This is a genomic window from Bacillus cereus group sp. MYBK220-1 (assembly GCF_051916445.1).
GTDB lineage: Bacteria > Bacillota > Bacilli > Bacillales > Bacillaceae_G > Bacillus_A > Bacillus_A cereus.
In genome coordinates this window covers 53,970-76,087 of record NZ_JBQAGQ010000005.1, presented here as the reverse complement: position 1 = coordinate 76,087, position 22,118 = coordinate 53,970, and the positions used below count along the sequence as shown (strand labels likewise).

Below are 22,118 nucleotides of genomic sequence, written 5' to 3'. Positions count from 1 at the left end.
AATTAGTGATGTACCTCAGTTAATATAATGTTCAACATTATAGATAAGTTATTAACTTTAAAGCCCTCATATACCATTACCTATCTTTAATATTACATAGTAGATCAAAACGAGTCCTTTTTATTAACTTATTAAATTAGATTTGATAAAATGTTTTGATTAAATTAATATGCATGTTTTTCAAGACATCCTATAAGAACTCCTGTAAAACACATAGTGAATTTTAAAAAATATTATTAGATTCTCCATTCATTACTTCGCTACCCTTAATAATCTTATATTCCATTCTACTTGCAGTAGCTGTTTCTCTAGCTGCACGTTCTTTAGCTAAGACTACAGGATCTTCAATTTTATTATCACCTTTAACTTCGACTATTACATAATCTCCATTAGTCTTTTCAACTAAAAAGTCGGGATAATAATTTCTTACAATATTTGAGTCGGGATCAATATACTGAATATAAAAATCTGTCTGACCATGAGTCAGCATACCAGTAAAATAGATTTTTTGAATATCTTGCAGATTAACAACATATTCGAAAAATCTTTTCTCAGGTTTTGAATCAAAACAATACGTGTCTAAATGGAAGCTTTTTTCTTTAAAGGCTATATATTCACTTTGTGATAACTCTGCAACTAGCTCTGGCTTAGCAGTAACCTGATAGTAACCCTCCTTTGGTTCCTTAACCAAATCGACTTGATATTCTTCTTTACTTTCGTAAGGTTTTAATTCATAAAGGAACTCAAAGAGTTTAGGAATAATATGATCATACAATACTTCATTATAATCACTTACTAATTCTACAAGTTGTTCGATGCCAGGTAATGAATTCAATAAAAGCTTTTCTATTTCAATACAGGACTTATTAAGGTATTTAGCAATTTCAGCCACTAATGTGTATTGACTAAATTGTCTTTTATCTCTTTCACCTTTTAAATCTTCACTGATTTTTCGATTACCTTTTAATCCATCCTGACTAATTCGTTTTAATTGGTATTTCGTTAAATCAATTTTATCCAATTCAAAATCAATTACACCTGTAATATTTTTATCCCTTAATGAATGTAATTTTTGTGTCCTATTTAATGTAACTTTAACAGGTGGTGGAACTAATCTAATTTTATATTTTTCTTTATTAGTTTCCATTTTGTTTAAATCTTCGATATTTAAACGGAAGTTTTTATTTAACTCGTCATCTAAAATCTCTAAGTTCTCCTCTGATAAATAAACTTGTCCTTTTTCTTGCACTGGTCCAATTGCTCGTAAACATCTCATTGTAGCTTGTAGTACAAATACCTTTGATTTAGGCTTTCGATATAATGCTACACCAAATAATGAACGACAATTCCATCCTTCGCGCCCTTTATTTACTAATAGGATGAATTGCTTGTTAGATCCAGGCGAATCCAGCTTATTAAACTCTCGAATGTCATCATTTGAGGTGATTTTATCATTACCAACATTCACCAAAATTTTATCAATTGGAATACCTAAATCATTTAAGATCTCTTCTAATTCTGGACGCAATTCATTTTGTAATTCTTCTACAGTACTAGCAAAAATTGCGAGTTTAGGTAACATTCCTTCATATCGCTGGTTATTGTACTTCTCCCAGAAATCTTTTACTGCGATTCGTAGAAATTCTTTTGATTTCGGATTGGTATAACCTTCAATATGAACCTTTTTCAAATACGCTTTATTTATAGCTTCTTGTAAACCATAAGAATAGACTACTTCAGGGAAAACTTCCTTACCCGAATATGGTGTACCAGTGAAATTGTAGCACCCAATCATAGATGTACCGGATTTTTCAAGAGAAGATGCTAACTCATTAATCGTCAATCGTAGACTTGTTTTAGCTGCTTTTAGCCCCATATCCTTTGCTAGAGCGTCACCAAAAGCATGATGTGCCTCGTCAATGAATACACCTAAATTACCTAAGCTAGTTAATTTAGAAAATCTTTGATTTTTCAGTAATTCACCTTCTTCTAGAGGTTCGTCAAAACCATATAAATCGCCTAATTGATCATAGGCTGAGCCTGTTGATGAGGCACAATTAAATAATGTTTCGACCTTTGATTTTTCCTTATGCTGACGTTTTAAAATAATCTTTTGCGTATTTGAAATAATAATATTATATTTTGAACGATCAATTGTATTTAATGTTGTACCAGTATCCTCTAAAAAATGAATCTTTAAATTGCTATCTAGCCAAGCTAAATACTCAGGCGGAATCACTTTTGATTTATCGAATGTTTGGATTTCACGTAGAGATTCTAAAACGGTTTTGTCCGGTGCAAATACAATCGCATTATGACAAAATCGTTTATCCTTTGGAAACTTATTAGCTAATAAAAATTCGTAGAAAATACAAGTAGCCATTAAGATCGTTTTCCCCGTCCCCATCGTTAACGCAAAAATATAGTTTGCATAAGTTAATTCAAACTTTTTCATCCGAGCAAATACACTTTTATACTGATCTACTTCTAGCGCGAGCCAGGATATTTGTTCATTCTTATCAAGACCCATATCATCACGCTTTTCAAAACCGTTTTTTCTTTCATACCAATCAGTAAATATGTCATGAATTTTCTTGTTGTCCTGATATTCCTTTAAGAAAATATAGATTTCTAACGCTTCAAATTGAGGTTGGCGTAAAAAAGAAGTTGGATTTTGATAATTATTAAAATCTAAAAACTTCTTTGACAACAACTTATATTTTGTACGAACACGCGCTTTATTTTGAAAGTAGAAATCCCATAGGTGCGTATGGAAAGCAAAATCTAAAGCGAAAGAATTCTTTTTACTCATTTTCAATACTCACCTCTAACGATTCAGACAATAGGTCCGTTATTTTCACACGAATAGTACCTGCATTTTCCGGAATTTGATAAATACCCTTAACAAACTCCTTTTTAGAAGGAATATCCACTTCAGTAGGCTCTAAAATTGCTCCGTCATAATTCCAATCAATCATTACTGATTCAACAAGTTCTTTCCAATCTTCGACATTTTCTTTCATAATACTTAACTTTTGAAGAAGGTTCATTGGATAGAAATTTTGAATAATTAATTGGTTATTATCAATTTTGATTAACACTTCCGCATCTCGTTTAAATTCTAAATTAGCTCTATCACGTAAAATATCTACTACTTCGACATTAACTTTATAAGGGATTTCCTTTTTTAAAGTTGCTGCTAAATCTGCTTCATGTCCCATACATACCAATAAAATATTTTCAACTACTTGATTAGGATTTTCTTTTTGTCTTTCTTCTAGAGTTTTGTAGTCTAAATTTGTTATTAAATTATTTAAGTCAGCTTTAGTTGCAATCCTATTAATAGGCATAATTTTTACCATTTGCCCGTCTTTTTCACCGTCGTATACGCTATTAATAAGAGGTTGAATTTCTAAAGCCTCAATTAATAAATTTTTAGCTTCTACAGGGTTTCTAAACAATTCATAATTATTCACGTTATATACTTCAAATCCCGTTTCTACATTGAGTACTTCTATAGTTTTTAAAATTCTTTGTTTTGTTGCTTGAATTGCACCTAGATTAATATCTGCCCCAATAAACTTTCTATTTAACTTCAATGATACATTTTGAGTAGTACCAGAGCCCATAAAACAGTCAAAAACTATATCGCCTTCATTAGAAGATGCCTTAATAATTCTTTCAATTAATTCTTCTGGTTTTTGCGTAGGATATTCCAATCTTTCAGAAGAAGTATTTCCCACTCTGGCTATATCAGTCCAGTTACATGTAACTGGTGTTCCTTTTGTTTCATCTAAATATACTTTTAAACCATCCATACGAGGCGTACCATCTTTTTTACAGATAATACGCCCTTGTTCCCATAATTTCTCTAGGTCTTCAAAGGAAAAACCCCAAGATCTATTTGGAGGTGGAGTAGCCCCTCTCCACTCAAATTGTCTATTTTTATTAGTTGATGAAAAAGTTAAATTCTCCGCTTTGTATAAATCCCCATTTTCATCCTGTTTAAATCGTTTTAACTGCGCTTCGCCATATGGCAAAAATTGATCGTTAAAAGTAAAATTTTTCCCTTTTGAATAAAACAATATGTGATCATTAGATCTTACATATCCTTTAGCTTTCATATTATGTGCATTGGTTCTTTTCCATATAATTTCATTAATGAAATTATCAGCTCCAAACACTTCATCCATGATTAATTTAATATAATGAGACCTTCGATAATCACAATGAATATAAATACTAGCATTTTCATTCATTAATTCTCTTAAAAGAATTATTCTTTCATATAAAAACTGCAAGTATTCATCATTAGACCAAATATCAGTATATTGCTTTTCTTCAAAAGCAGTTAAATCATTCTCTATTTTTTCTCCTTTTAAAGATATCTTTTTTTTATAATCTGCTTTAGAGTCAAACGGTGGATCTATATAAACTAAGTCTATTTTCCCTCGAAAATCTCTGAGCAAATGGCTCATTACTTGAAGATTATCACCCCAAAATATTTTATTCATCCATTCTTGACTTGAGTTTCCATAAGTTTCTTTAAGCTGTGCGGGATAATATTGCGTCGACGTGTATGGCCGCTTTCCTTTCCAATTCAGCATTGGATAACCCTTAATTGGCTCAAACTTATATTCTTCTACACTTTGTAATTCCTGTTCATTCCTCATTCATTTCACCTCATAAATTTCGATCACAGTAAAAACGCATATCGCAGTTTCCACAGTGTTTTTTCGGTCTTTGTATAATTGTATAATCATGACTTTCTATACGGTCAACAATTCGATCAAACGATTTAATCGTTTGATTAATTACAGATGTGTCTTTTTCAAACGTTACATACGGATTACTATCTTTTTCTCCTGTATAGTAAAGGTGCATCTTGCTTACTTTATAGTTTGTCCGTTCTTCTACTAAATGTGCATACACTTCAAGTTGTCGCTTATAACGATAAAGTGCATCTTGCTCTTTTACTAAATCTGGTTTCTTTTCGGATTTAAAATCGACAATTTCTACTGTATCTCCGTCACCTTTTACCAAATCGATTGTTCCCTTGAGAATATATGTATCCTTTACTAAGGATACATCAACTTCCGCTTCTTGAATATGGGACCAGTCACCATACTGTTTTTCTACATAACTTTTCACTTGTTTCAATGCAGCTTCTTGTGTTTGCGGTGCTAGGTATACACGCTCACGTTTAGACAGGTGCTGATAATTAGTATTAAACCAATCTTCGATATTTGCTTCAGTGATTAAATATGCTTCGTTTTTCAGCGCAGATTTATGGATATCTTCTATTGTTTGATGAACTAATGTACCAAAGATTGTGGCCCCTTGACGTACAGGTGCAAAACCTAGTTCTTTATAAAATTTATATTGTAAAGCACATGTTTCAAATAAATTAATATGAGATGTGAAAGAATACTCTCGCTTAATATTAACATCCTTTACATGCGCTAATTCGACATTATAAATAGTTGGTTCATCTCGCCAGCTTTTTAGGTGATGATAAGATTCAGTAAAGTATTTGGATGGTATATTTCTCGTTCCTGGCCCATTCGCCACATTCTCCTGACAACTTAAAACGAGTAAATTTTGCGCTCTCGAATAGGCCGTGTAATATAATCGATAGAAGTCATAGATTTTCGTCCATTCTATTGGTTCAAAAGGTGGCTTCTGATAAAAATTAGTTTGTAATAGCTCATCAATGTCTGTATACTGCTTTCTCGGCGTAGATTCTAGAGACCCTACAATTACAATTGGAAATTCCAAACCTTTAGATTGGTGAATCGTTAGGAATGATACACATCCACTTGGTGCATACTCAGAATCATCCTCGTATTCAGTAATACCACCTTGTAATAGGAATCGTATATATTGGTTAAAAAATCGTACCACTGAATCGCCAATATTTTTTTGCGTGAATACCGAAATATGATGAAGGTACTCAAATTTAGTGAGTAATTTAGAAAACTGGGACAGATTGCGTACTTCTCTACTATCCTTCACGGTAAATACATTATCACTCAATAAATTACTAAATAACTCAAATTGAATAAGCTGATAAAATAATCCTGAAAACGCATAATCTAAGTTTTTATTCAGCGTCACATGAGTTCTAGCTTTCTCTTTGCACCAACGTAACAAGTCATGATTTTCTGGATTTCTTAATTCCTCTGCAAACTCTAGTAAACAAGCATCATAAAACTCCCATTCAGGAAGAAAAGCACTATCATTCCATTTTCTAAGTTGCGCATACATCGGAAATAAAAACAAGATTGCGCCTAATGCTAGTCTGATTTCTCTTCTTTCAAAAAACAGATTGGAGCGAGGCGAATAAACTAGGATACCTCTTTCTTCTAAATAACGAGAAAGATTCAATACTCTTGGATTTTTTACTGAACGGAAAAGAAATGCTACTTGATTCCAATCAGAAATTTTGCCTTCTCTTTTCATTGCTTGAAGGAATAAGTATACTTCACTCTCCCAATCATCCAATCCATCTTCTCCAGATACTTTAACAACTGTTTTTTGATTTACTTTATTAGATTCATGTGCAGTAATTTTTTTATCAAAACGGTAGGTTGTACCATTTTGTGACCAATTATTTTGTTCCATCCATTGATTATAGAACTGAACAATTGCTGAATTTGAACGATAGTTAGTTGAAAGTTCTACTTGCTGGCAAATACCTTTCGGAAAATTTTGTGGGAATTCTAAAATATTACGGATCGTAGCTCCCCTAAATCGATATAAACCTTGATCATCATCACCAACAACACAAATATTTTGTTGCTTACCAGCTAATAAAAATACCAATTTTTCTTGAATCGTATTCGTATCCTGAAATTCATCGATCATTAAGTAATGTAATTTTTCATTTAGATTATTTCTTACATCTTCATGATTCTGAAGAAGATTATATGTTTCAAGTTGGATTGTTGAGAAGTCTAATGCATTTTCTTCAATTAATAATTGTTCATAAACTTTGTAGCATTTCCCTAGCACGCTTAGTCGTGCTTCATCGCAATCAATTAATTTATTAATATCAACTATCTCTTCACTTAATTTGTTAATCCATTTTAATAATTCCTGTGATTGCTTCCAACGAGATGCATTAAAATTTAATAAGGATTCGATTTCATCGAGTTCTAAAAATCGGCTTAATTTTTGATAAAGCATGTATTGTTGGTCAAATTGATCCATTAATATATAATTTTTCTTTAATCGTGTATATTCTCTATTTTCCTCTAGTATACGAAGACATAAAGAATGGATTGTACCGACATACATTTCGTTAAGATTAAATTTAATATTTGCTTCATGAAGTTTATTTGATATTCGAGTAACTAATTCATTAGCTGCTTTTTCAGTGAAAGTAGCTACTAAAATATTTTCTGGTTCGACTTGCTTATGTTCAATTAAATATAAAATACGTTCTACTAGTGTGTAAGTTTTACCTGAACCTGGTCCAGCTATAATTAGTAATGGCCCTTCAGTCGTTTCTACAGCTTTTTTTTGTTGTGCGCTTAATCTTCCCGACACAATCATCACCCTTATTCATTTATAGGATTCAACACAATAACTTGGGATTGATCTCTGTAAATCAAAATTTTTATATTGAAAATATGTAGCAAAAAGCAAAAACTCATGTATCGTAGTATCTTGTCTTAATTTATAGCTTAATCATAACCTTATTATATCAAATCTAACACCATTAAACTCTCTTGTTGAAACCATCATTCGATTTTAAAATTCGATAGACCATCTAAAATTAACTACATTGCTGCATAGAATTTCTCTATATCATTTTAGATCTAAAGTAGCGATTAATATCTTTTTTTCCCATTGGTTCATATTATTTCACCCAATAATTGCTCAGCTCTATGATTAATACTCTTTCTACCTCCATAATCAATTCCTTAGCCTGAGTACCATTTTTATCCACTAAACCTAAAAATATGTTCGGAATAATAGAAGACCATTCTAAACTGATAGTAGAATCTTGTCTTACTTAAATATATTCAAAGTAGACCGCCACTTCGGTTAAAGACAAGAAAAAGAGGCACAGACTATTAAAGACTGTGCCTCAGATACCCCTTTTACTTTAATTCCATACTATTCAAAGTGTCTTTTAATGCCTTTAGTTCTTCAACCGTCAATGTAATGCCCTTACCCATCTTTTCGTGTTCTGGCGCCCAATCACGCAAATCATACTTTGATTCTTTTCCATTCCAACTAATAAGATTTAATTCTTTTGTCCAACCTTTAGATGATTGAGATAAAACACCTACATTTTCTTTAATTTCAAACTTTATATCTGCCATGGCTTTATATCGCAGATAACATTATGCAGGAAGCTACTAATGCCTTTCAATCTTTTGAAGTTGAAAAATTAAATTCTCCAATTTAATTACATTAGCCCTAAAACCTTTAAAAAGGCAGGAATAATTCCTGCCTTTCCCCAATATAATTAATGTCAAATTTGTTTTATTTACGTTTAAACGCTCGACTACTCTACTCTTTTCCGTACCCTCACTATAAGTGAAATATCAAATTTTTTCACGAATTATCTTATATATTCCTCTCTAAATGTATTTTTTTCACCAGGTACAAATTCAATTTCTATCGTATCACCCTCCCCCATGTATTGAAGGAAACCATATAATCTATTTAGATTTGTTACCTTAACCGAATCATAAGTTAAAATAGATCTTTTAAATTCAAATTTAATCCCAAATAAGATTAAATATGGTTTATCACACGAAACACAGAGGCATAATTCATTATTATTTGCAAATCCATTTAATAAATCCTTAACATCTTTTTTACTATTTGTAGTAAATTTTGCATATTTAAATGTACCATTTATGTGAAGCCCATTCATACAATTTCGTAAAATAAAAATACAATTTCTATCATCTTCTGTAATCGTTTCTGCTAACTTGAATTTTACTTTATAATGCTTTTCAATATCTAATAGTATTTCTAGCAAATCAATATATTTACCTACCTCGTCACTTTCAATATCTGCCGACCAGTTCTTAGCAACGAGAACTTCAGTATTATTTTTTAATGCTTTCAGGGTAATTGGATACTCCTTCATATTTAATAAAAATTTATTAAATTCTAACTGAGATTCTACATCTGTTATATGCGATTCATTTAATTTAATATTGAAATTTGCCGAATGATTTGAAGGATTTATCTGTATTTGAACTAGAACTGGACAATTTTTTTGTTGCTCATTACCTAAGAACATATAATCATCTTCTATTTTTGTTAAACCTATTTCTAAGTAATCATAGCCAAAATGATTTTTACTAGTAGGAAAATATAACTTCATCGGTGTAGGCGGTGGAAATTCTCGGTTAAATATTTTTAGGACTAAATCCCCTGAGGTCTTATTACCTTCCACTCTTTCCACAAGAGTTTCACCAATCCATGTTTCAAAAAAATTCAAGTTAAATTCTAAAGGAATTTGCTTTTCGTATGAATACCTCACTAATTCATCCAAATTTTTAAATTTGGATGTTATTTCTTCAGGGATTAATATGTTAGTATTTATACGCAAAGGGTGAGTAAAAACAGCCTCTGCGTAATTAGGTACATGCTCTAAACTAACTTTCCCATTTTTATCTACAGAGAAGTTGTATCTCCAATGTGGATGAACAGGATGCTGCGCTGAAACCCCTTTAATTATACGTGTCATTAATGCAATAGCCTCATCTTGTTTCCCACTAGCTACTAACCTTTGAATTTCCTCTCCCGATGACTGATTAATTATTAACGGTGAATTTACATTAAACGTATTATTATTACCCTTATTTTTTATTTTTGACTGGAATTTCTTAACTATCTTTTTAAACATATTCCATTCTTCCTTCTGATTTAATTATTTATATTCATATAAATAATTAAACTATTAATATTTTGGATTTATCCATTAGTATAACTGTAAATCCATATAAGGTTATGTATATAATTATAAAAAAATACAATATCGTTAATTCATAAAAAATTTTATTATTTTTCTTTTAATTTTTTTAGATAATCAATATATCCTTCTTCTTTTATATACTCTTTAACTTTTTTAGTTTCTTCAACCTCTTTAGCTGAACTATTCTGGGACTGTACATCAATGTAATCCTCTGGATACCATGTAGCTCTAATTGATATCCCATTAATTATATTTTCAGGAAAGGTTTCTCCATATGCAATTTTTTCCTTCTCTATCAAATCATAACCTTGAATAGTTATTCCCATGTTATCACATAAATATATAATAGATTTTATTTGATATCTACCTCTCCAATAGCCCCAATTCCATAAGGTTGATATTGGAATATATTTATAGACCTGTTTTGAATTAATCTTACCTATTGGACATCTTAATAAAAGTACAATATTATGCTCATTGTCTTCTTCCAAACTTAAATTGCCGTACTTAAAAACATACATTGTTATTTGTTCTCTAGTAGAATTAAAATTATATATATCTCTAATAAATGAATGTACTTGTTTATAATAAGACTTATAAGAATAAATTTGGTTATCAGCACCATCTATCCATTCCCTACGTATACCAAACTTCTCACATGTCCAATTAATGATATCATCATTCAATACCTTAAGAATACTATCATAATCCTTAAAATCTTTAAGCGATAAATCAAATTTTTTATCAATAAAAGATGGTATTTGATTTTGCATAATTGAATGATTTTCATACACTTCAATAAACCTTTTTACTACTTCATACACTCCGCTATTTTGTTTGTTATCTATAACCTCGGATCTTTGACTATCCTCTCTCAATATTTGATTAATTGTAGTTGGGGAATTCACATTAAAAGTATTGTGATTTCCCCTATTTTTTATTTTCGATTTCGAATTTTCCCCTTTTTTATTAAACAATTTACCATCCCTCATATTTAATTATTATTTACATTAAAAGTATTATGATTTCCCTTATTCTTTATTTTAGATTTCTTTTCAACTGATTTTCCAGTAAAAAATCCCATAATAAATCCAGAAATTATTCCACCAACTGTACCTGCAAAAACTGCACCTTCAAATGTCGACACATCTAGTAAATTTTTTAATATATCCATATTTATCCTCCAATGTTTACTATTAATATATTACAAAAAAGGTATTTTTTCTATTAATTTATCATATTAATAGCATTAAGCAGATATAGTCACAACAACTTAATACAAGCCTTTCTTTAAACTTATAAGAAATTGAATAAAAACTGGTCAAGATTCTGGTCAACAAATTTTATTTTTCTACGTTACAGGATTTGCATAAGAAAATGTAGAATACCCTGTAAATCCTTGACACAACTAGCTTTTTGCTCGATATTACCGAAACATAAAATACATGTTTCTTATCTTGACAGGGTGGAGGTCATGAGCCCGAGCTACCGGAGTCATACCACTACTTTCAAAACAGTTTATATCTTATAAAAATCTGTCTCATTATTTCTTATTTCAGACCTTAATTTTTAAACTTCAAACATAAAACTCCCACGGTTGGAAGATCCGCCGGGGCCCAATTTAACTCCAATAAATTATTGACATGAACCCATATCAACTCGGCTTGCTCAAGAGCTTTAGGTATACCAGACTCTATGTATGCCTTATAAGTAGCAAGATGAACTATAATATTCTCATACTCATGATCCACTTCTTCTATTTTTTCACCAACAGTAATTAAACATCCTAATTCTTCTTTAATCTCACGCACCAATGCTTCTTGCGGCATTTCCCCCCCGTTAATTTTCCCGCCTGGAAATTCTATATATTTTAGACAAAATATCATGGACTTCTTGTTTCATCCTATGAATATACATACTTCTTAAATAAAACAAAGATGACACAAGTAAGCCCAACTAACTAGTTGGATTTCTCAAAGAACAATATCTATCTCCCCTTATCAATATGTCAAAAACTTCATTGATTTTAAATACTATTTGTTTATTTTTAGCTATTCATTTCTTTATTGTTACCGACTTTTCTAATTTAAAAATGTTAGACACCATCTACTTAATAGTTATTGTTTTATGGATTTTGGTCGTTACCATTTCAATTATCATGAAATTTAAGAAATAGCAGGAGGAAAAATAAATAAGCACTTACCACGATCGCTACATCTACCCATCTATTTTTGATTTTTCTAATGAACAAGTCATTGTTATATTCCCTGACTTAGCAGATTGTCATGCTAATGGTACTAACTATGAAGATGCTTTTGAAACGGCTAAAAAGACGTTAGCAACTCATCTATATGAAATAGAAGAAAATAAAGGCGCTATTCCGCCCGCTTCTAATCCAACTTCTATTCAAACTACAGACAATCAAATTATCGGCTTAATGGAAGTATGGATGCCACCATTCCGTAGTGAAATTGAAAATAAAGCAGTAAAGAAAACTTTAACTATTCCTCATTGGCTTGATAAAATGGGAAAAGCTAATAATGTAAACTACTCTCAAGTGTTGCAAGATGCATTAAAAAAGCATTTAGGTATTACTGAAAACAAGAACGTAGAAAAGTGATGAATTATTTTCATCTCTTTTTTCTATCTCCATAAAAAAAATCAAAAATCATTTACAGAGAATGATTTTTGATTCTTCCTTCCTACTCAAAAGCCTTCTTAATAACTTCAAAAGTAGCTTTTATTGACCCTCCTAACAAAATTATCCCCAGAAGAAAATAAATAATAAAAATTGCATAATACACATACAAATTAGAATTTATCGGCAAATAAGGGAACAAAAAAGTTGTGAGTAAAAACGTTAACGTAACGAGCATCAGTGTCAAATAGTTCAAATAAACGTTTTTATTTTCTGTTCTAGATTCATGATTTTGAAAAGACATACAAGCAATAGAAATTGCAACCAGACCTATAATTATGCTTATTCCTAATTTCGCTGTTTCCTGAAGCATCTCTGTTAACATTTTCATATTTCCTACAGTATTACATATTACTGTTATCACTGTAATAATTGCTAAAGCAACGACTAATCGAGTAATAGCTCGAATGTCTTTACGGATTTTTCTCATATATGATAGCCTCCTCCTTCTATACAAGGATAAAAGAAGACTGCACTAAAATCAATAAAACTTAATATTAAGTTTTGTATAGAATAACCTTCAAGACAGCTTCTAAACTTCATCATACGGTCTATACTTATCACGCAATACTTCTAATTCTTTCTTCTTCTCTTCAATATCTTCACGAAGAAATAAACTTACTCGTTACATTTTCTCAAATGGCACAAGTTTACCATCTTTAATCATTTTATTAATCCTCGCTTTACTAATTTCTAAAACATCCATTACCTCTGGTGTCGTTAATACTTCATCATGTAAAAAAGAAAGCAGTTGCTCTTTATCTTCAAACTTGTACACTCTATTCATCTCTTTTTTCTTTAAAAATCCCAAAGAGTCGCAATGACGTATTTATTATATAAAGGACTAAAATAATAATTAACAAAATATCCAAAATCGTTTTAAAAATACTCGTTTCAACTGAATTTCGAAAATAGGTAAAGTAACACAGTGTAATGAAAATAATTAAGAAGCTTGATGAATCACGTGTTTTCTTCATATTGTTTACAAATTGGCAAGTTGTTATAATATGTATTGAAGGGAGAAGGTGGGCTTCTCTCTTCTGCTCAAAATCATTTTTGTTTACGTCTGGCTGGGCGTTTCCGTTTGGTTTTGAGCTTTTTTACTTTTCGTGGATAACTAGGACTTTTTCGATGATTGTTAGTGTTGTAAGTATCATTCCTAGTATCAGTGCTAACTTTGCCAGTTTGTATCCCCCTTTCATTCTTTCTATATTTATTAGATCAATCCTATTCACTTAGGCAAATAGATACTATGTATATATTAGTTATTTTTTTGTTTTTTATTAATTAGAATTCCAATATTCATTTGAGCTTTATATTGTTTACTTAGAGAATATAATTCTCTCACCACTTGTCCCATGATTGCATTCTCTCCTTAAAAATATTTCTACAGTTAATTCACAAAGAAGCCACCTATTTTTACAGATGGCCCCCTGATTAATTACAAGATTAGAATTTCTCACGTAATCCTTCTAATTCTTTTTTCTTTGCTTCAGCATCCGTACGTAAAAATAAACTAACCTTGTCCAACTTCTTTAAGGATTCAAAGTTCTCTCTTTAATTAATTGATTCATTTACGTATGCTTTACACCTAATATTTCAGATGCTTCACTTGCAGTAAGCGAAGGATTACAAATGAAATCATTTTTCTTATAGGAATATAATCCAAAATCTTTTTAATTTGTAAGCTGTAATGCTTTCATATAATGCTCTTTCCTCTCAAGAGTCTTTTTTGCATTTTCAGCCGTTAATACATAATCTACTACAATATTTTGTAATAATTCCTTCTTAGCATTTGGCAGCTGAATCGTTATATCTTCCACGCTACTCTTATTATTTTCAATTGTTTTATTAAACTCTTGTACACTTCTTGCAAGCTCCGCTAATTTTTCCATATGTACGTGATTGTTTACATCTATAAAGATATTACTTCTAAACACTGCTGTAACATATTTCTTTGAATTTTTCTTTTCTATTTCTGCTTCAGCCTTTTTATCGAAAACAGCATCTCCTGTATACATTTGATCAAACGTAAATATATCGTGATTCCCTTTTCTAGCATAATATGTATTGAATTTTTCTTTTAAATCATTCGCTTCTTTTTTTATTTTATAATTATCATTCACTACTTTTGGAGAAACTTGTCCATCGAATGATAATTGAAATTGTAAATACGGTTTATCTACTTGCTGTACATGGGCTATTCGTACATCTGGCCCTAGTATATCCTTACCGTTTCCAATTGTTTCAACTTGATCTAGTTTAACAGAAAGACCATACTCCGATTTTGTATAATTTTGTGCTTTTTGTTCAATTTCTTCATTCGATATATCACACGATGTTAATAGTAGTAAACTAATCATCATGCTATATGTTACTTTGTTTATTTTCATATGGTAGCCCCTCTTATTTTCACTTTATATACACAAATGCTAATATAGATTTAGAACAAAGTCACGAAGTTTCATAGAAAGAAGAAGAATTCCGAATAAGTTTGGTATATATATAAATTTTAATAGTTTAAATATATTCTACTACTTCTCAAGGAGGCATTTATTTTGAACTATGGCTGGGCTGGAACTATTGAACAATTTAAAGAATTAGATTTAAAATCATTCATTAAACAATTGCAATATCATGTTTATAAAACCAATACAAATGATCCCAAAATAGCTTCTCAAAAGAAAGCATGGATTGATAGTTACAATAAACTACAAGATTTATTTAATCGATTTCCTAATTTAGATGCATCACTTATTTTTGAATATGAGATTTTACGCGGAGGTGGCCGTCGTCCAGATATACTTTTATTAATTAATGGTTATTTGATAGTCATCGAATGTAAAAGTTTTAATAACGTTTCACCTTCTGAATACATTCAAACATCGCTTTATATGCGTGATCTCCAGCATTATCACTCAGCTATTCAACAATCTAACATGCAAGTCATAGGTATTCTACTGCTTACAAACTATGAAGGTGAACAATGGGAATTCCAAAAAGATTATCAAGTAACCCTTTCAACAGTTGATGGATTGGAAAGTATTATTAAACGAATATTAGAGAAAACAGAAGTACAAACGTTGACGCTAGACGAAATAATCAATGGTTTCTATGAACCTTCACCTTCTATGCTAGAAGCTGCTCGTTCCATTTTACATAATGAACCACTCCCTGATATTAAAGCAATATCAAGCAGTAATTTTCCAAAAGTACAACAAACTATACGCACAATTATTCAGGAAGCACAAAATACAAATACTCATCACTTAATTTTAGTATCTGGTGAGCCAGGAGCAGGTAAAACATATTTGGGTTTGACCATTGCACATGAAATGAAAAATGCAGTTTATTTATCTGGTAACGGGCCATTAGTAGACGTATTACAAGATACGTTGAAAAATAGAACGTTCGTACAAGGTCTATATGGATATAAAATGGATTTTCTGGAAAAGAAAATGATTCCAAAAGAACAAATTATCATTTTTGATGAGGCACAGCGAGCATGGGATACAAAAAAAGTCGACCAATCACTCACTCGAAGAAAGCGAGAAGCCCAACACTTAAGTGAACCGGATATTATAATGAATATTACGACACATAATAAGCCGTGGAGTGTAACAATTGGCTTAATTGGGGAAGGTCAAGAAATCTATTCTGGTGAAGAAGGCGGTCTCCCTCTGTGGAATACTGCGATTGCTGAAAAAAACGTTACTGTTCATTCTAAACACCCTAATTCTGTATTCACAAATGCAGCACATTATAAAACTCATTCTCAGCTACATTTAAATTCATCTTTCCGTGCTCATGCAGCTTTAAAATACTATGAAATTATTAATACTTTATTAGATGTTAGTTTTGAACAAACGAAACAGCTTATTCATAACCTACCAAAGGAACATTATCAGCTTTTTATTACACGTGATTTAGAAAAAGCAAAAAGCACTTTAAATCAGCTTTATCAGGATGATACAAAAACAGTTGGTGTCGTCTGTGCTGGTGGCGCTGATCGTCAAAAAGAAGTCCCTGTTCTACCACGAGATGAACGGTATGAAAGGCCTAGTAAAATCGCTCAATACTTTAACTATCCAGGTTCTCAATACTATTGTAAAAATCTCAACTACAGCGCAACTGAATTTCAAACACAAGGACTTGAACTAGATATGGCGCTCGTTCATTGGGATGATGATCTTTATCTACAGAATGGGGCTTGGAAAGGACAACACTATCAATGGGGTGTCGAAGATTCATTCCAAATTAAACTCAATGCATATAGAGTTATTTTAACAAGAGGGCGAGATGGAACAATTATTTACATACCACCAAAACCTATTCTAGATGAGACTTGGAACTTACTTGAAAATCAATTAAAAATCCCTGAATTAATGTTTTAAAACCTATAATAAGAGACTATATTCAAGATTCCCTCAGAATATAGTCTCTTATTTTTCTATTTCACAGCAAATTGGGAATTAGTCTTACATGGCTTAAAACAATTGCAAGAAAAAATCCCCTCAAACGTCTAATATTTTTAGGAAATTGCAACTAAAGAAGTTGCTGTTTCCTTTATTACTTTAGCAACTTAATTGCTTTGCGTTACTTGTTGTACTCTTTATACTATTAATCATTATCGGATGCAGTTATTTCTGCTAAAAACTATAAAAAAAGGAACCTTAGGGTGTCTTTTCTATATGGAAAAATCCCCACACATTGTGTAGGGATCTTGTTTTTCTTACCAATTAATTTTTGTTGGATTTAACTTAGAAATATTTCCACGTACCAATTGTTTTTCGTTGCTGTCATAGATACCGATATCACCAGAGAAGTTTTCCCAATATTCCCCTAAATAGTCTTTTGATGGTGCTTTCAAATCTACATATAATCCCATAGTCCCAAAACTTGCCACCTGGCGCGCTGCTGTGTCTCCTACTTGTTGTGCTCGTTCTTTCGTTGTTCCCGCTGGAACGATAACTACAATTCGAGTTAGACTGTCTTTCGCTTCAATATGGACGTCTTGCGCCTGTGCAGCCACCTTTATTCCATCCTTTGCTGTTTGGATGCCTAATTGGCTTAATTTTACATCTTTATTACGCGCTCCCTGGCCTTGTGCTGTCTTCGATTGTTCCACTTTTTCTTGTGATTGTGCCTCATTTAACCCACTGGCTTTCGGTAGTTCAACAGGCGTTGACTCCGCTTTTGGTTCTTCTTTAACTGTTTCCTTTGCTACATTTTCATGCTGTTTTGACTTATCCGTCGATTGTTGCACCGTTACTTTCTTATCTTCTTGCTTCTTTTCTGCGTGAAATGCTTTAACTTTTTCTTTTTGCTCCTCTTTCTTCACATCTTGCTCTATTTTCGCTTCTTCAGTACCACACGCTGCCAATAATAAACCTGCTGCAATTGTTAAACCTGCTAATTTAATTGCTTTCATAATAAATACCGCCTTTTCATAATTTAATTCTTTCATATGTATAAACGACCTTAGCTACAAATATTAACTTTGTACCACATATCTGAATTATTTAAATAATAACATATTAATATTCGGATTTACTATATTTAAATATTAATTTTATAATCTATTTTCAATCACAACAAATTAATCTTTTCATAAAACGTGGAAGTCATTCTTTGAAATTGATAGTGATGTGGTACCACCAACATTTCGAAGAAAACTCACGCTAAGAAAAAAATGAGTCATCCATATGGACAGCTCATTTACATAATTTTCGTTATTGAGAGCTATTGCAAACTACCTCTATTTTGAGTAAGGTCAATCTTTGTTTTGTTTTTCTAACAGTTGAATAACTTTATCTAACTTTTGCTCAACTGAATTTTGCTTTTTGTGATTGCTAGTATGTCGAATTATACGTATAATCCCCCCAAACAGTGCACCGATGATCATTAAAATAATAACAACTCCAATGTAATAAATAGAGTTTTCTAAAGGCATTTTACAAGACCCCCTTTTCCCTATTTTACCATTTAAAAGAAGTGATTTAATGAGAATAACACTACACTCGAAGAAAAGATTAAAGATGCTGATTTTGTTGCTCACTGTGTATCAGAACGTTTCGTTTCTTTTGTTAGCTCTTTTTACAGTGAATCTAAAGCAATTCAATATCTGTGGAAGGTGTGCAATAAAACTACTAACTTTACTATTGGTGAACAAGCATTTAATAAAGAACAGAAGTTTACTATTGGCACTAAAGCTATAAAAAAATTTGTTATGAAAATTAAATCCGGGGCAAACATGAATAAGGAGAAATTCGCTTATTTCAACAGGATTGTAAATAACTTAATGGACAAGTTCTATTTTGATAAAGAATTTATGGGAGCATAGAAAATGCCCTCAAACACTAAACATTCGGAGCTCAAAAAGGAAAAAAAGCATGCAGAGGGAGACACCTCTACAACCACAATACAGATTATCATAGTTTCACATTGTAAAAACATCTGAATTTCCCTTTATTACCTAAAAAATTTATATATATTATTTATGTAATTTATGTTATGGTTCCATATGTTAATTAGTTACAATATTTTCAAAAAGGAGTGTACAAAAATGCAAGCAAAAAAACTAGCATACGTAATTTTACCAATCATGTTATTAGGGGTAGGTTGCGGGATATCAAAAGACCATCTGAAAGAGTCAGCTTCACAAGAAACTGTATCGGAGACTTCTACGGAGTCATCAAGACATAAGACTTTAAATGATAAGTCCTTAACATATACGGATTCCTTATTTGACCTAAGTGATGAATTAACCGAAGCTTCTAATGCTGTGTATGATGCAGTTGGTGATGATAATTACAAAATTGCACTCAACGATTTAAAGAAAGTAACTCTTAAATTCGATGAATTAGAGCCTAGTGATGATTACAAAGCAATTCATGAGAAAGTACTTCAATCAATGAAAACTAGAAGAGAAGGTATAGAGTTAATATTATCAAACATAGATGATAAAACAAACAGTGATTTCTTGAGAGGGTCATATCTTCTAGGGGAAGCACTTGATTCTTATATAGATGTATTAGGTGAAATAGCACATAAAAACAAAAGGTAAAACTTTATGAAAAAGGTAACACAACAAGAAGTGTACAGAAATGAAATTATCCACAAAAGAACTAAAAGAATTACTTATGAATGCGTGATATAAACAGGAGGCATCTCTATAAAAGTTGTACGTTCTATATTTAATAGGTTACGTTTAATAGGTTTAATTGTAAAACCAATATCAAAAGCATTATCTAAAAGTGAATTTTAATTACATAGCCATAAAAAAGTACACCTCCAATTGTTGTTCGTGTCTAACAATTGGGGTGCACATCAAACAGGACGGCTTATGTTTTATTTCAAATACTCGTACCACCAGTTTCTTTCGTCCATCCAAGCTGTAATCTTATCAAGCTCACCATTTGGTAACGCTTCGGTTTGCAAGTATGCTAAACCAGTTAATGGATCAGAAATAACTTGCCCTTTAGTTCCACGCTCATTCATAGCATTTAGAGCTTCTTGAACCAATGAAATACCAAAACCACCAGATTTAACATATTGATAACCGCCATTAGCAACTGATTGTTTCTCTCCAGTAAACCAATCTAGCGTTTTGTTACCTTGCAATAAATTAATATCCACTTTTCCAATACCATCAATATAACCATTATCGGTATATTGCCAAATGTCACAAGTATAGGATGGTTTCTTCTGTGGACTGCCGTCATTTGTTCCGTATCTTGGTAACCAAATAAAATCAGCTTGTACACTTTGTAAATTATAGTCACCGTACATATGGTGTGCTACATAAAATCCTACTTTCCAACCTGCTGCTTTACATGTATCAATAAAAGCTTGTGATGCTTTAGCTAAATCACTAAGGTTACCTTTGCTTTTCATTGACTTTACTGTGTCATCTTCCACATCTAATACAAGGAATTTAGCATTAGGATTTACCCTTGCTAAGAAATCCTTAGCTTCCACAATTGCATCTGCTACTGATACGAAACATCCATAAGCATATGCAGCATGTGGAATACCGTATTGTTCTGATTTGGCTACATGCTCCTTATACAAATGATCTACTAGATTTGAACCATATTGTACCCTAGCAATTACTAAATCTAATTGAACTGCTGCTACATCCCAATTAATATTTCCATTCCATTTTGAAATATCTACAATGTGTCCCATTACTGAACATCTCCTCTAAATAGTTTTTGTTTAATTCCTGTTACGTCTTTAGAAATAGCTCTAAAAGCTTTTGCCTATTCTTCAATAACTTCCTGGTACTTTTGAATAACAGCTTGTTACTGCGCTTCACGCTGTTCATTCTTTTTTGTGTAATAAAAAGCATCCATACAAATAATGCTGCGCATGCTCCCTATTGAATACCTGAAATAAAATCTCGATAAACAAAAAGAGCAACTCAATTGAGACTGCTCCTTTTGCTACCATTATTTAAATTTTTTCTTTTCTAGATTCCGATCTTCTAATTTTCGCTTCAATTTCAGAAGATACACTTTCTAACAACCAAGTAGGAATCCATTTATCCCACCCAATCCGTACACAATTGGCTGTAAAGCTATTAAAAATATGATAAATCAAGCCACCCGTTACCATAAAATAGAAAAACTCTGGTAGTTTAAATGCAATATCAAATAAATGCGCTAAAGAAGGTAATAAAAAAAGCACCACAGTTCGTGCAATGCCCTCAATTCCATATTGTGATGAATACGTACCATCTAATTTGGAAGCCTTACTACCAGTTATCCAATCTAATACAACTACCCATACCAAAATGATAATCCAAATTAAATTAGATTTACCATATAAAAAATTAAATATAGTTCCCAATCCCCCACTAATTACAGAAGCAACTTTAAATTGGGTGGTATTAATAACATCCAGTACATTTAACGTTTTTACAAGTTCATGAATTCGTTCCAAACTTTCACCCCCTTTTTACATTTCAAAGCAAAATAAAAAAGCCTGCTTTGGCACGCTATCGTATAAAAGATTTACATATTCATTTTCTTCCACGCATACTCTAGTGGTTCATTTCGTGGCGGTTTCATTACTTCTTTTTCACAAGTTCCCCCCTTATTTTGGGATAAGTTATGCATAACGCCTCGACGAAAAGAGATTTGCCTAATTCCTGTGTGCATCCAATCATCCGGATTAATAATTGTACCTCTATGTATAAGAAGTTGCCTAACGCCTGTATGTAAAAAATCAAACGGTTTGACTATGGTACCTTGACGGGTGGAAATCTGCCTAATTCCTGTTCGTATCCAATCATCCGGATTAATAACTGTACCTTGATGTGTAAGAAGTTGCCTAACGCCTGTATGTGAAAAATCGATTGGGTTAACAATAACTCCTTGACGATGTGTATTGATTTCACGTATTCCATCATGATATAGCGTTGTTGGAGATATGATTATACTTTGAAGTACTGTCATATACTTACCTCCT

17 protein-coding genes and 5 pseudogenes are annotated in these 22,118 nt (G+C 31.6%); 5 read left to right on the top strand and 17 right to left on the bottom strand.

Translation table 11 applies throughout. The features are described from left to right. Positions 1–223 precede the first annotated feature (223 nt). From ACTFRU_RS20985 to ACTFRU_RS20950, 8 genes and pseudogenes are all read right to left on the bottom strand, one after another. Entirely contained in the window at positions 224–2,812 is a 2,589-nt protein-coding gene (locus tag ACTFRU_RS20985) for a TnsA endonuclease N-terminal domain-containing protein (RefSeq protein WP_440037814.1), read from the bottom strand. Continuing rightward, a complete protein-coding gene (locus ACTFRU_RS20980; protein WP_131233670.1) occupies positions 2,805–4,673 on the bottom strand; it encodes a site-specific DNA-methyltransferase in 1,869 nt (622 codons plus the stop codon). Before ACTFRU_RS20980 ends, ACTFRU_RS20985 begins: the two co-directional genes overlap by 8 nt. A 10-nt stretch (positions 4,674–4,683) precedes the next feature. Continuing rightward, positions 4,684–7,557 carry an ATP-dependent helicase gene (locus ACTFRU_RS20975; protein WP_440037813.1) on the bottom strand — a complete coding sequence of 958 codons (2,874 nt, stop codon included), beginning with the start codon at positions 7,555–7,557 and terminating at the stop codon, positions 4,684–4,686. A gap of 551 nt (positions 7,558–8,108) precedes the next feature. Then, a complete protein-coding gene (locus ACTFRU_RS20970; RefSeq protein ID WP_429660541.1) occupies positions 8,109–8,333 on the bottom strand; it encodes a YdbC family protein in 225 nt (74 codons plus the stop codon). A 242-nt stretch (positions 8,334–8,575) separates the two neighbouring features. Then, positions 8,576–9,877, bottom strand: coding sequence for an abortive infection system toxin AbiGii family protein (locus tag ACTFRU_RS20965; protein WP_440037812.1), 1,302 nt, complete (start codon positions 9,875–9,877; stop codon positions 8,576–8,578). A 155-nt stretch (positions 9,878–10,032) separates the two neighbouring features. Next, positions 10,033–10,923, bottom strand: a complete 891-nt coding sequence (locus ACTFRU_RS20960; protein ID WP_440037811.1) for a hypothetical protein — start codon at positions 10,921–10,923, stop codon at positions 10,033–10,035. Between the two features lie 17 nt (positions 10,924–10,940). Next, positions 10,941–11,120 (bottom strand): hypothetical protein, encoded by a 180-nt coding sequence (locus ACTFRU_RS20955; protein WP_440037810.1) that lies wholly within the window; start codon positions 11,118–11,120, stop codon positions 10,941–10,943. 388 nt (positions 11,121–11,508) lie between these two features. After that, positions 11,509–11,814 (bottom strand): annotated as a pseudogene (locus ACTFRU_RS20950) ((deoxy)nucleoside triphosphate pyrophosphohydrolase); the annotation flags it as partial. A 323-nt stretch (positions 11,815–12,137) separates the two neighbouring features. Here ACTFRU_RS20950 and ACTFRU_RS20945 point away from each other — a divergent pair. Continuing rightward, positions 12,138–12,566 (top strand): type II toxin-antitoxin system HicB family antitoxin, encoded by a 429-nt coding sequence (locus tag ACTFRU_RS20945; RefSeq protein ID WP_440037858.1) that lies wholly within the window; start codon positions 12,138–12,140, stop codon positions 12,564–12,566. Positions 12,567–12,648: 82 nt separating this feature from the next. Here ACTFRU_RS20945 and ACTFRU_RS20940 read toward each other — a convergent pair whose 3' ends face one another. The 3 genes and pseudogenes from ACTFRU_RS20940 to ACTFRU_RS20930 all read right to left on the bottom strand — a co-directional run bounded on the left by ACTFRU_RS20940 (position 12,649) and on the right by ACTFRU_RS20930 (position 15,037). Then, positions 12,649–13,074, bottom strand: a complete 426-nt coding sequence (locus ACTFRU_RS20940; protein WP_440037809.1) for a hypothetical protein — start codon at positions 13,072–13,074, stop codon at positions 12,649–12,651. 102 nt (positions 13,075–13,176) lie between these two features. Continuing rightward, positions 13,177–13,455, bottom strand: a pseudogene (locus tag ACTFRU_RS20935) (helix-turn-helix transcriptional regulator). Between the two features lie 865 nt (positions 13,456–14,320). Next, entirely contained in the window at positions 14,321–15,037 is a 717-nt protein-coding gene (locus ACTFRU_RS20930; protein WP_440037808.1) for a hypothetical protein, read from the bottom strand. A 165-nt stretch (positions 15,038–15,202) separates the two neighbouring features. Here ACTFRU_RS20930 and ACTFRU_RS20925 point away from each other — a divergent pair, with 165 nt between their 5' ends. Further along, positions 15,203–17,038, top strand: a complete 1,836-nt coding sequence (locus ACTFRU_RS20925; protein ID WP_440037807.1) for a DNA/RNA helicase domain-containing protein — start codon at positions 15,203–15,205, stop codon at positions 17,036–17,038. Positions 17,039–17,228: 190 nt separating this feature from the next. Next, a pseudogene (locus tag ACTFRU_RS20920) lies at positions 17,229–17,297 on the top strand (YjcZ family sporulation protein); the annotation flags it as partial. A gap of 79 nt (positions 17,298–17,376) precedes the next feature. On the opposite strand, the gene ACTFRU_RS20915 reads toward ACTFRU_RS20920, so the two are convergent. Further along, positions 17,377–18,111, bottom strand: coding sequence for a DUF874 family protein (locus ACTFRU_RS20915; RefSeq protein WP_440037806.1), 735 nt, complete (start codon positions 18,109–18,111; stop codon positions 17,377–17,379). Positions 18,112–18,417: 306 nt separating this feature from the next. Continuing rightward, positions 18,418–18,597 carry a DUF4083 family protein gene (locus ACTFRU_RS20910; RefSeq protein ID WP_440037805.1) on the bottom strand — a complete coding sequence of 60 codons (180 nt, stop codon included), beginning with the start codon at positions 18,595–18,597 and terminating at the stop codon, positions 18,418–18,420. A gap of 48 nt (positions 18,598–18,645) precedes the next feature. Here ACTFRU_RS20910 and ACTFRU_RS20905 point away from each other — a divergent pair. Beyond that, positions 18,646–18,987, top strand: a pseudogene (locus ACTFRU_RS20905) (helix-turn-helix domain-containing protein); the annotation flags it as partial. Between the two features lie 222 nt (positions 18,988–19,209). Then, positions 19,210–19,710: a hypothetical protein gene (locus tag ACTFRU_RS20900; RefSeq protein WP_440037804.1), complete on the top strand. Its 501-nt coding sequence runs from the start codon at positions 19,210–19,212 to the stop codon at positions 19,708–19,710. 284 nt (positions 19,711–19,994) lie between these two features. Here the strand turns inward: ACTFRU_RS20900 and ACTFRU_RS20895 are convergent, their stop codons facing one another. The 4 genes and pseudogenes from ACTFRU_RS20895 to ACTFRU_RS20880 form a co-directional block, all read right to left on the bottom strand. After that, entirely contained in the window at positions 19,995–20,834 is an 840-nt protein-coding gene (locus ACTFRU_RS20895) for a GH25 family lysozyme (protein ID WP_440037803.1), read from the bottom strand. Beyond that, positions 20,834–21,024, bottom strand: a pseudogene (locus ACTFRU_RS20890) (BhlA/UviB family holin-like peptide); the annotation flags it as partial. The gene ACTFRU_RS20895 and the pseudogene ACTFRU_RS20890, both read right to left, overlap by 1 nt. A gap of 77 nt (positions 21,025–21,101) precedes the next feature. Beyond that, entirely contained in the window at positions 21,102–21,590 is a 489-nt protein-coding gene (locus ACTFRU_RS20885) for a phage holin family protein (RefSeq protein WP_440037802.1), read from the bottom strand. A gap of 71 nt (positions 21,591–21,661) precedes the next feature. Beyond that, positions 21,662–22,105 (bottom strand): hypothetical protein, encoded by a 444-nt coding sequence (locus tag ACTFRU_RS20880; RefSeq protein WP_440037801.1) that lies wholly within the window; start codon positions 22,103–22,105, stop codon positions 21,662–21,664. Positions 22,106–22,118 lie beyond the last annotated feature (13 nt).

Excerpts from the sequence above, each read along its gene's own strand:
- ACTFRU_RS20985 (WP_440037814.1), bottom strand. The coding sequence starts at position 2,812 with ATGAGTAAAAAGAATTCTTTCGCTTTAGATTTTGCTTTCCATACGCAC.
- ACTFRU_RS20980 (WP_131233670.1), bottom strand. The coding sequence starts at position 4,673 with ATGAGGAATGAACAGGAATTACAAAGTGTAGAAGAATATAAGTTTGAG.
- ACTFRU_RS20975 (WP_440037813.1), bottom strand. The coding sequence starts at position 7,557 with ATGATTGTGTCGGGAAGATTAAGCGCACAACAAAAAAAAGCTGTAGAA.
- ACTFRU_RS20970 (WP_429660541.1), bottom strand. The coding sequence starts at position 8,333 with ATGGCAGATATAAAGTTTGAAATTAAAGAAAATGTAGGTGTTTTATCT.
- ACTFRU_RS20965 (WP_440037812.1), bottom strand. The coding sequence starts at position 9,877 with ATGTTTAAAAAGATAGTTAAGAAATTCCAGTCAAAAATAAAAAATAAG.
- ACTFRU_RS20955 (WP_440037810.1), bottom strand. The coding sequence starts at position 11,120 with ATGGATATATTAAAAAATTTACTAGATGTGTCGACATTTGAAGGTGCA.
- ACTFRU_RS20940 (WP_440037809.1), bottom strand. The coding sequence starts at position 13,074 with ATGAGAAAAATCCGTAAAGACATTCGAGCTATTACTCGATTAGTCGTT.
- ACTFRU_RS20930 (WP_440037808.1), bottom strand. The coding sequence starts at position 15,037 with ATGAAAATAAACAAAGTAACATATAGCATGATGATTAGTTTACTACTA.
- ACTFRU_RS20915 (WP_440037806.1), bottom strand. The coding sequence starts at position 18,111 with ATGAAAGAATTAAATTATGAAAAGGCGGTATTTATTATGAAAGCAATT.
- ACTFRU_RS20910 (WP_440037805.1), bottom strand. The coding sequence starts at position 18,597 with ATGCCTTTAGAAAACTCTATTTATTACATTGGAGTTGTTATTATTTTA.
- ACTFRU_RS20900 (WP_440037804.1), top strand. The coding sequence starts at position 19,210 with ATGCAAGCAAAAAAACTAGCATACGTAATTTTACCAATCATGTTATTA.
- ACTFRU_RS20895 (WP_440037803.1), bottom strand. The coding sequence starts at position 20,834 with ATGGGACACATTGTAGATATTTCAAAATGGAATGGAAATATTAATTGG.
- ACTFRU_RS20880 (WP_440037801.1), bottom strand. The coding sequence starts at position 22,105 with ATGACAGTACTTCAAAGTATAATCATATCTCCAACAACGCTATATCAT.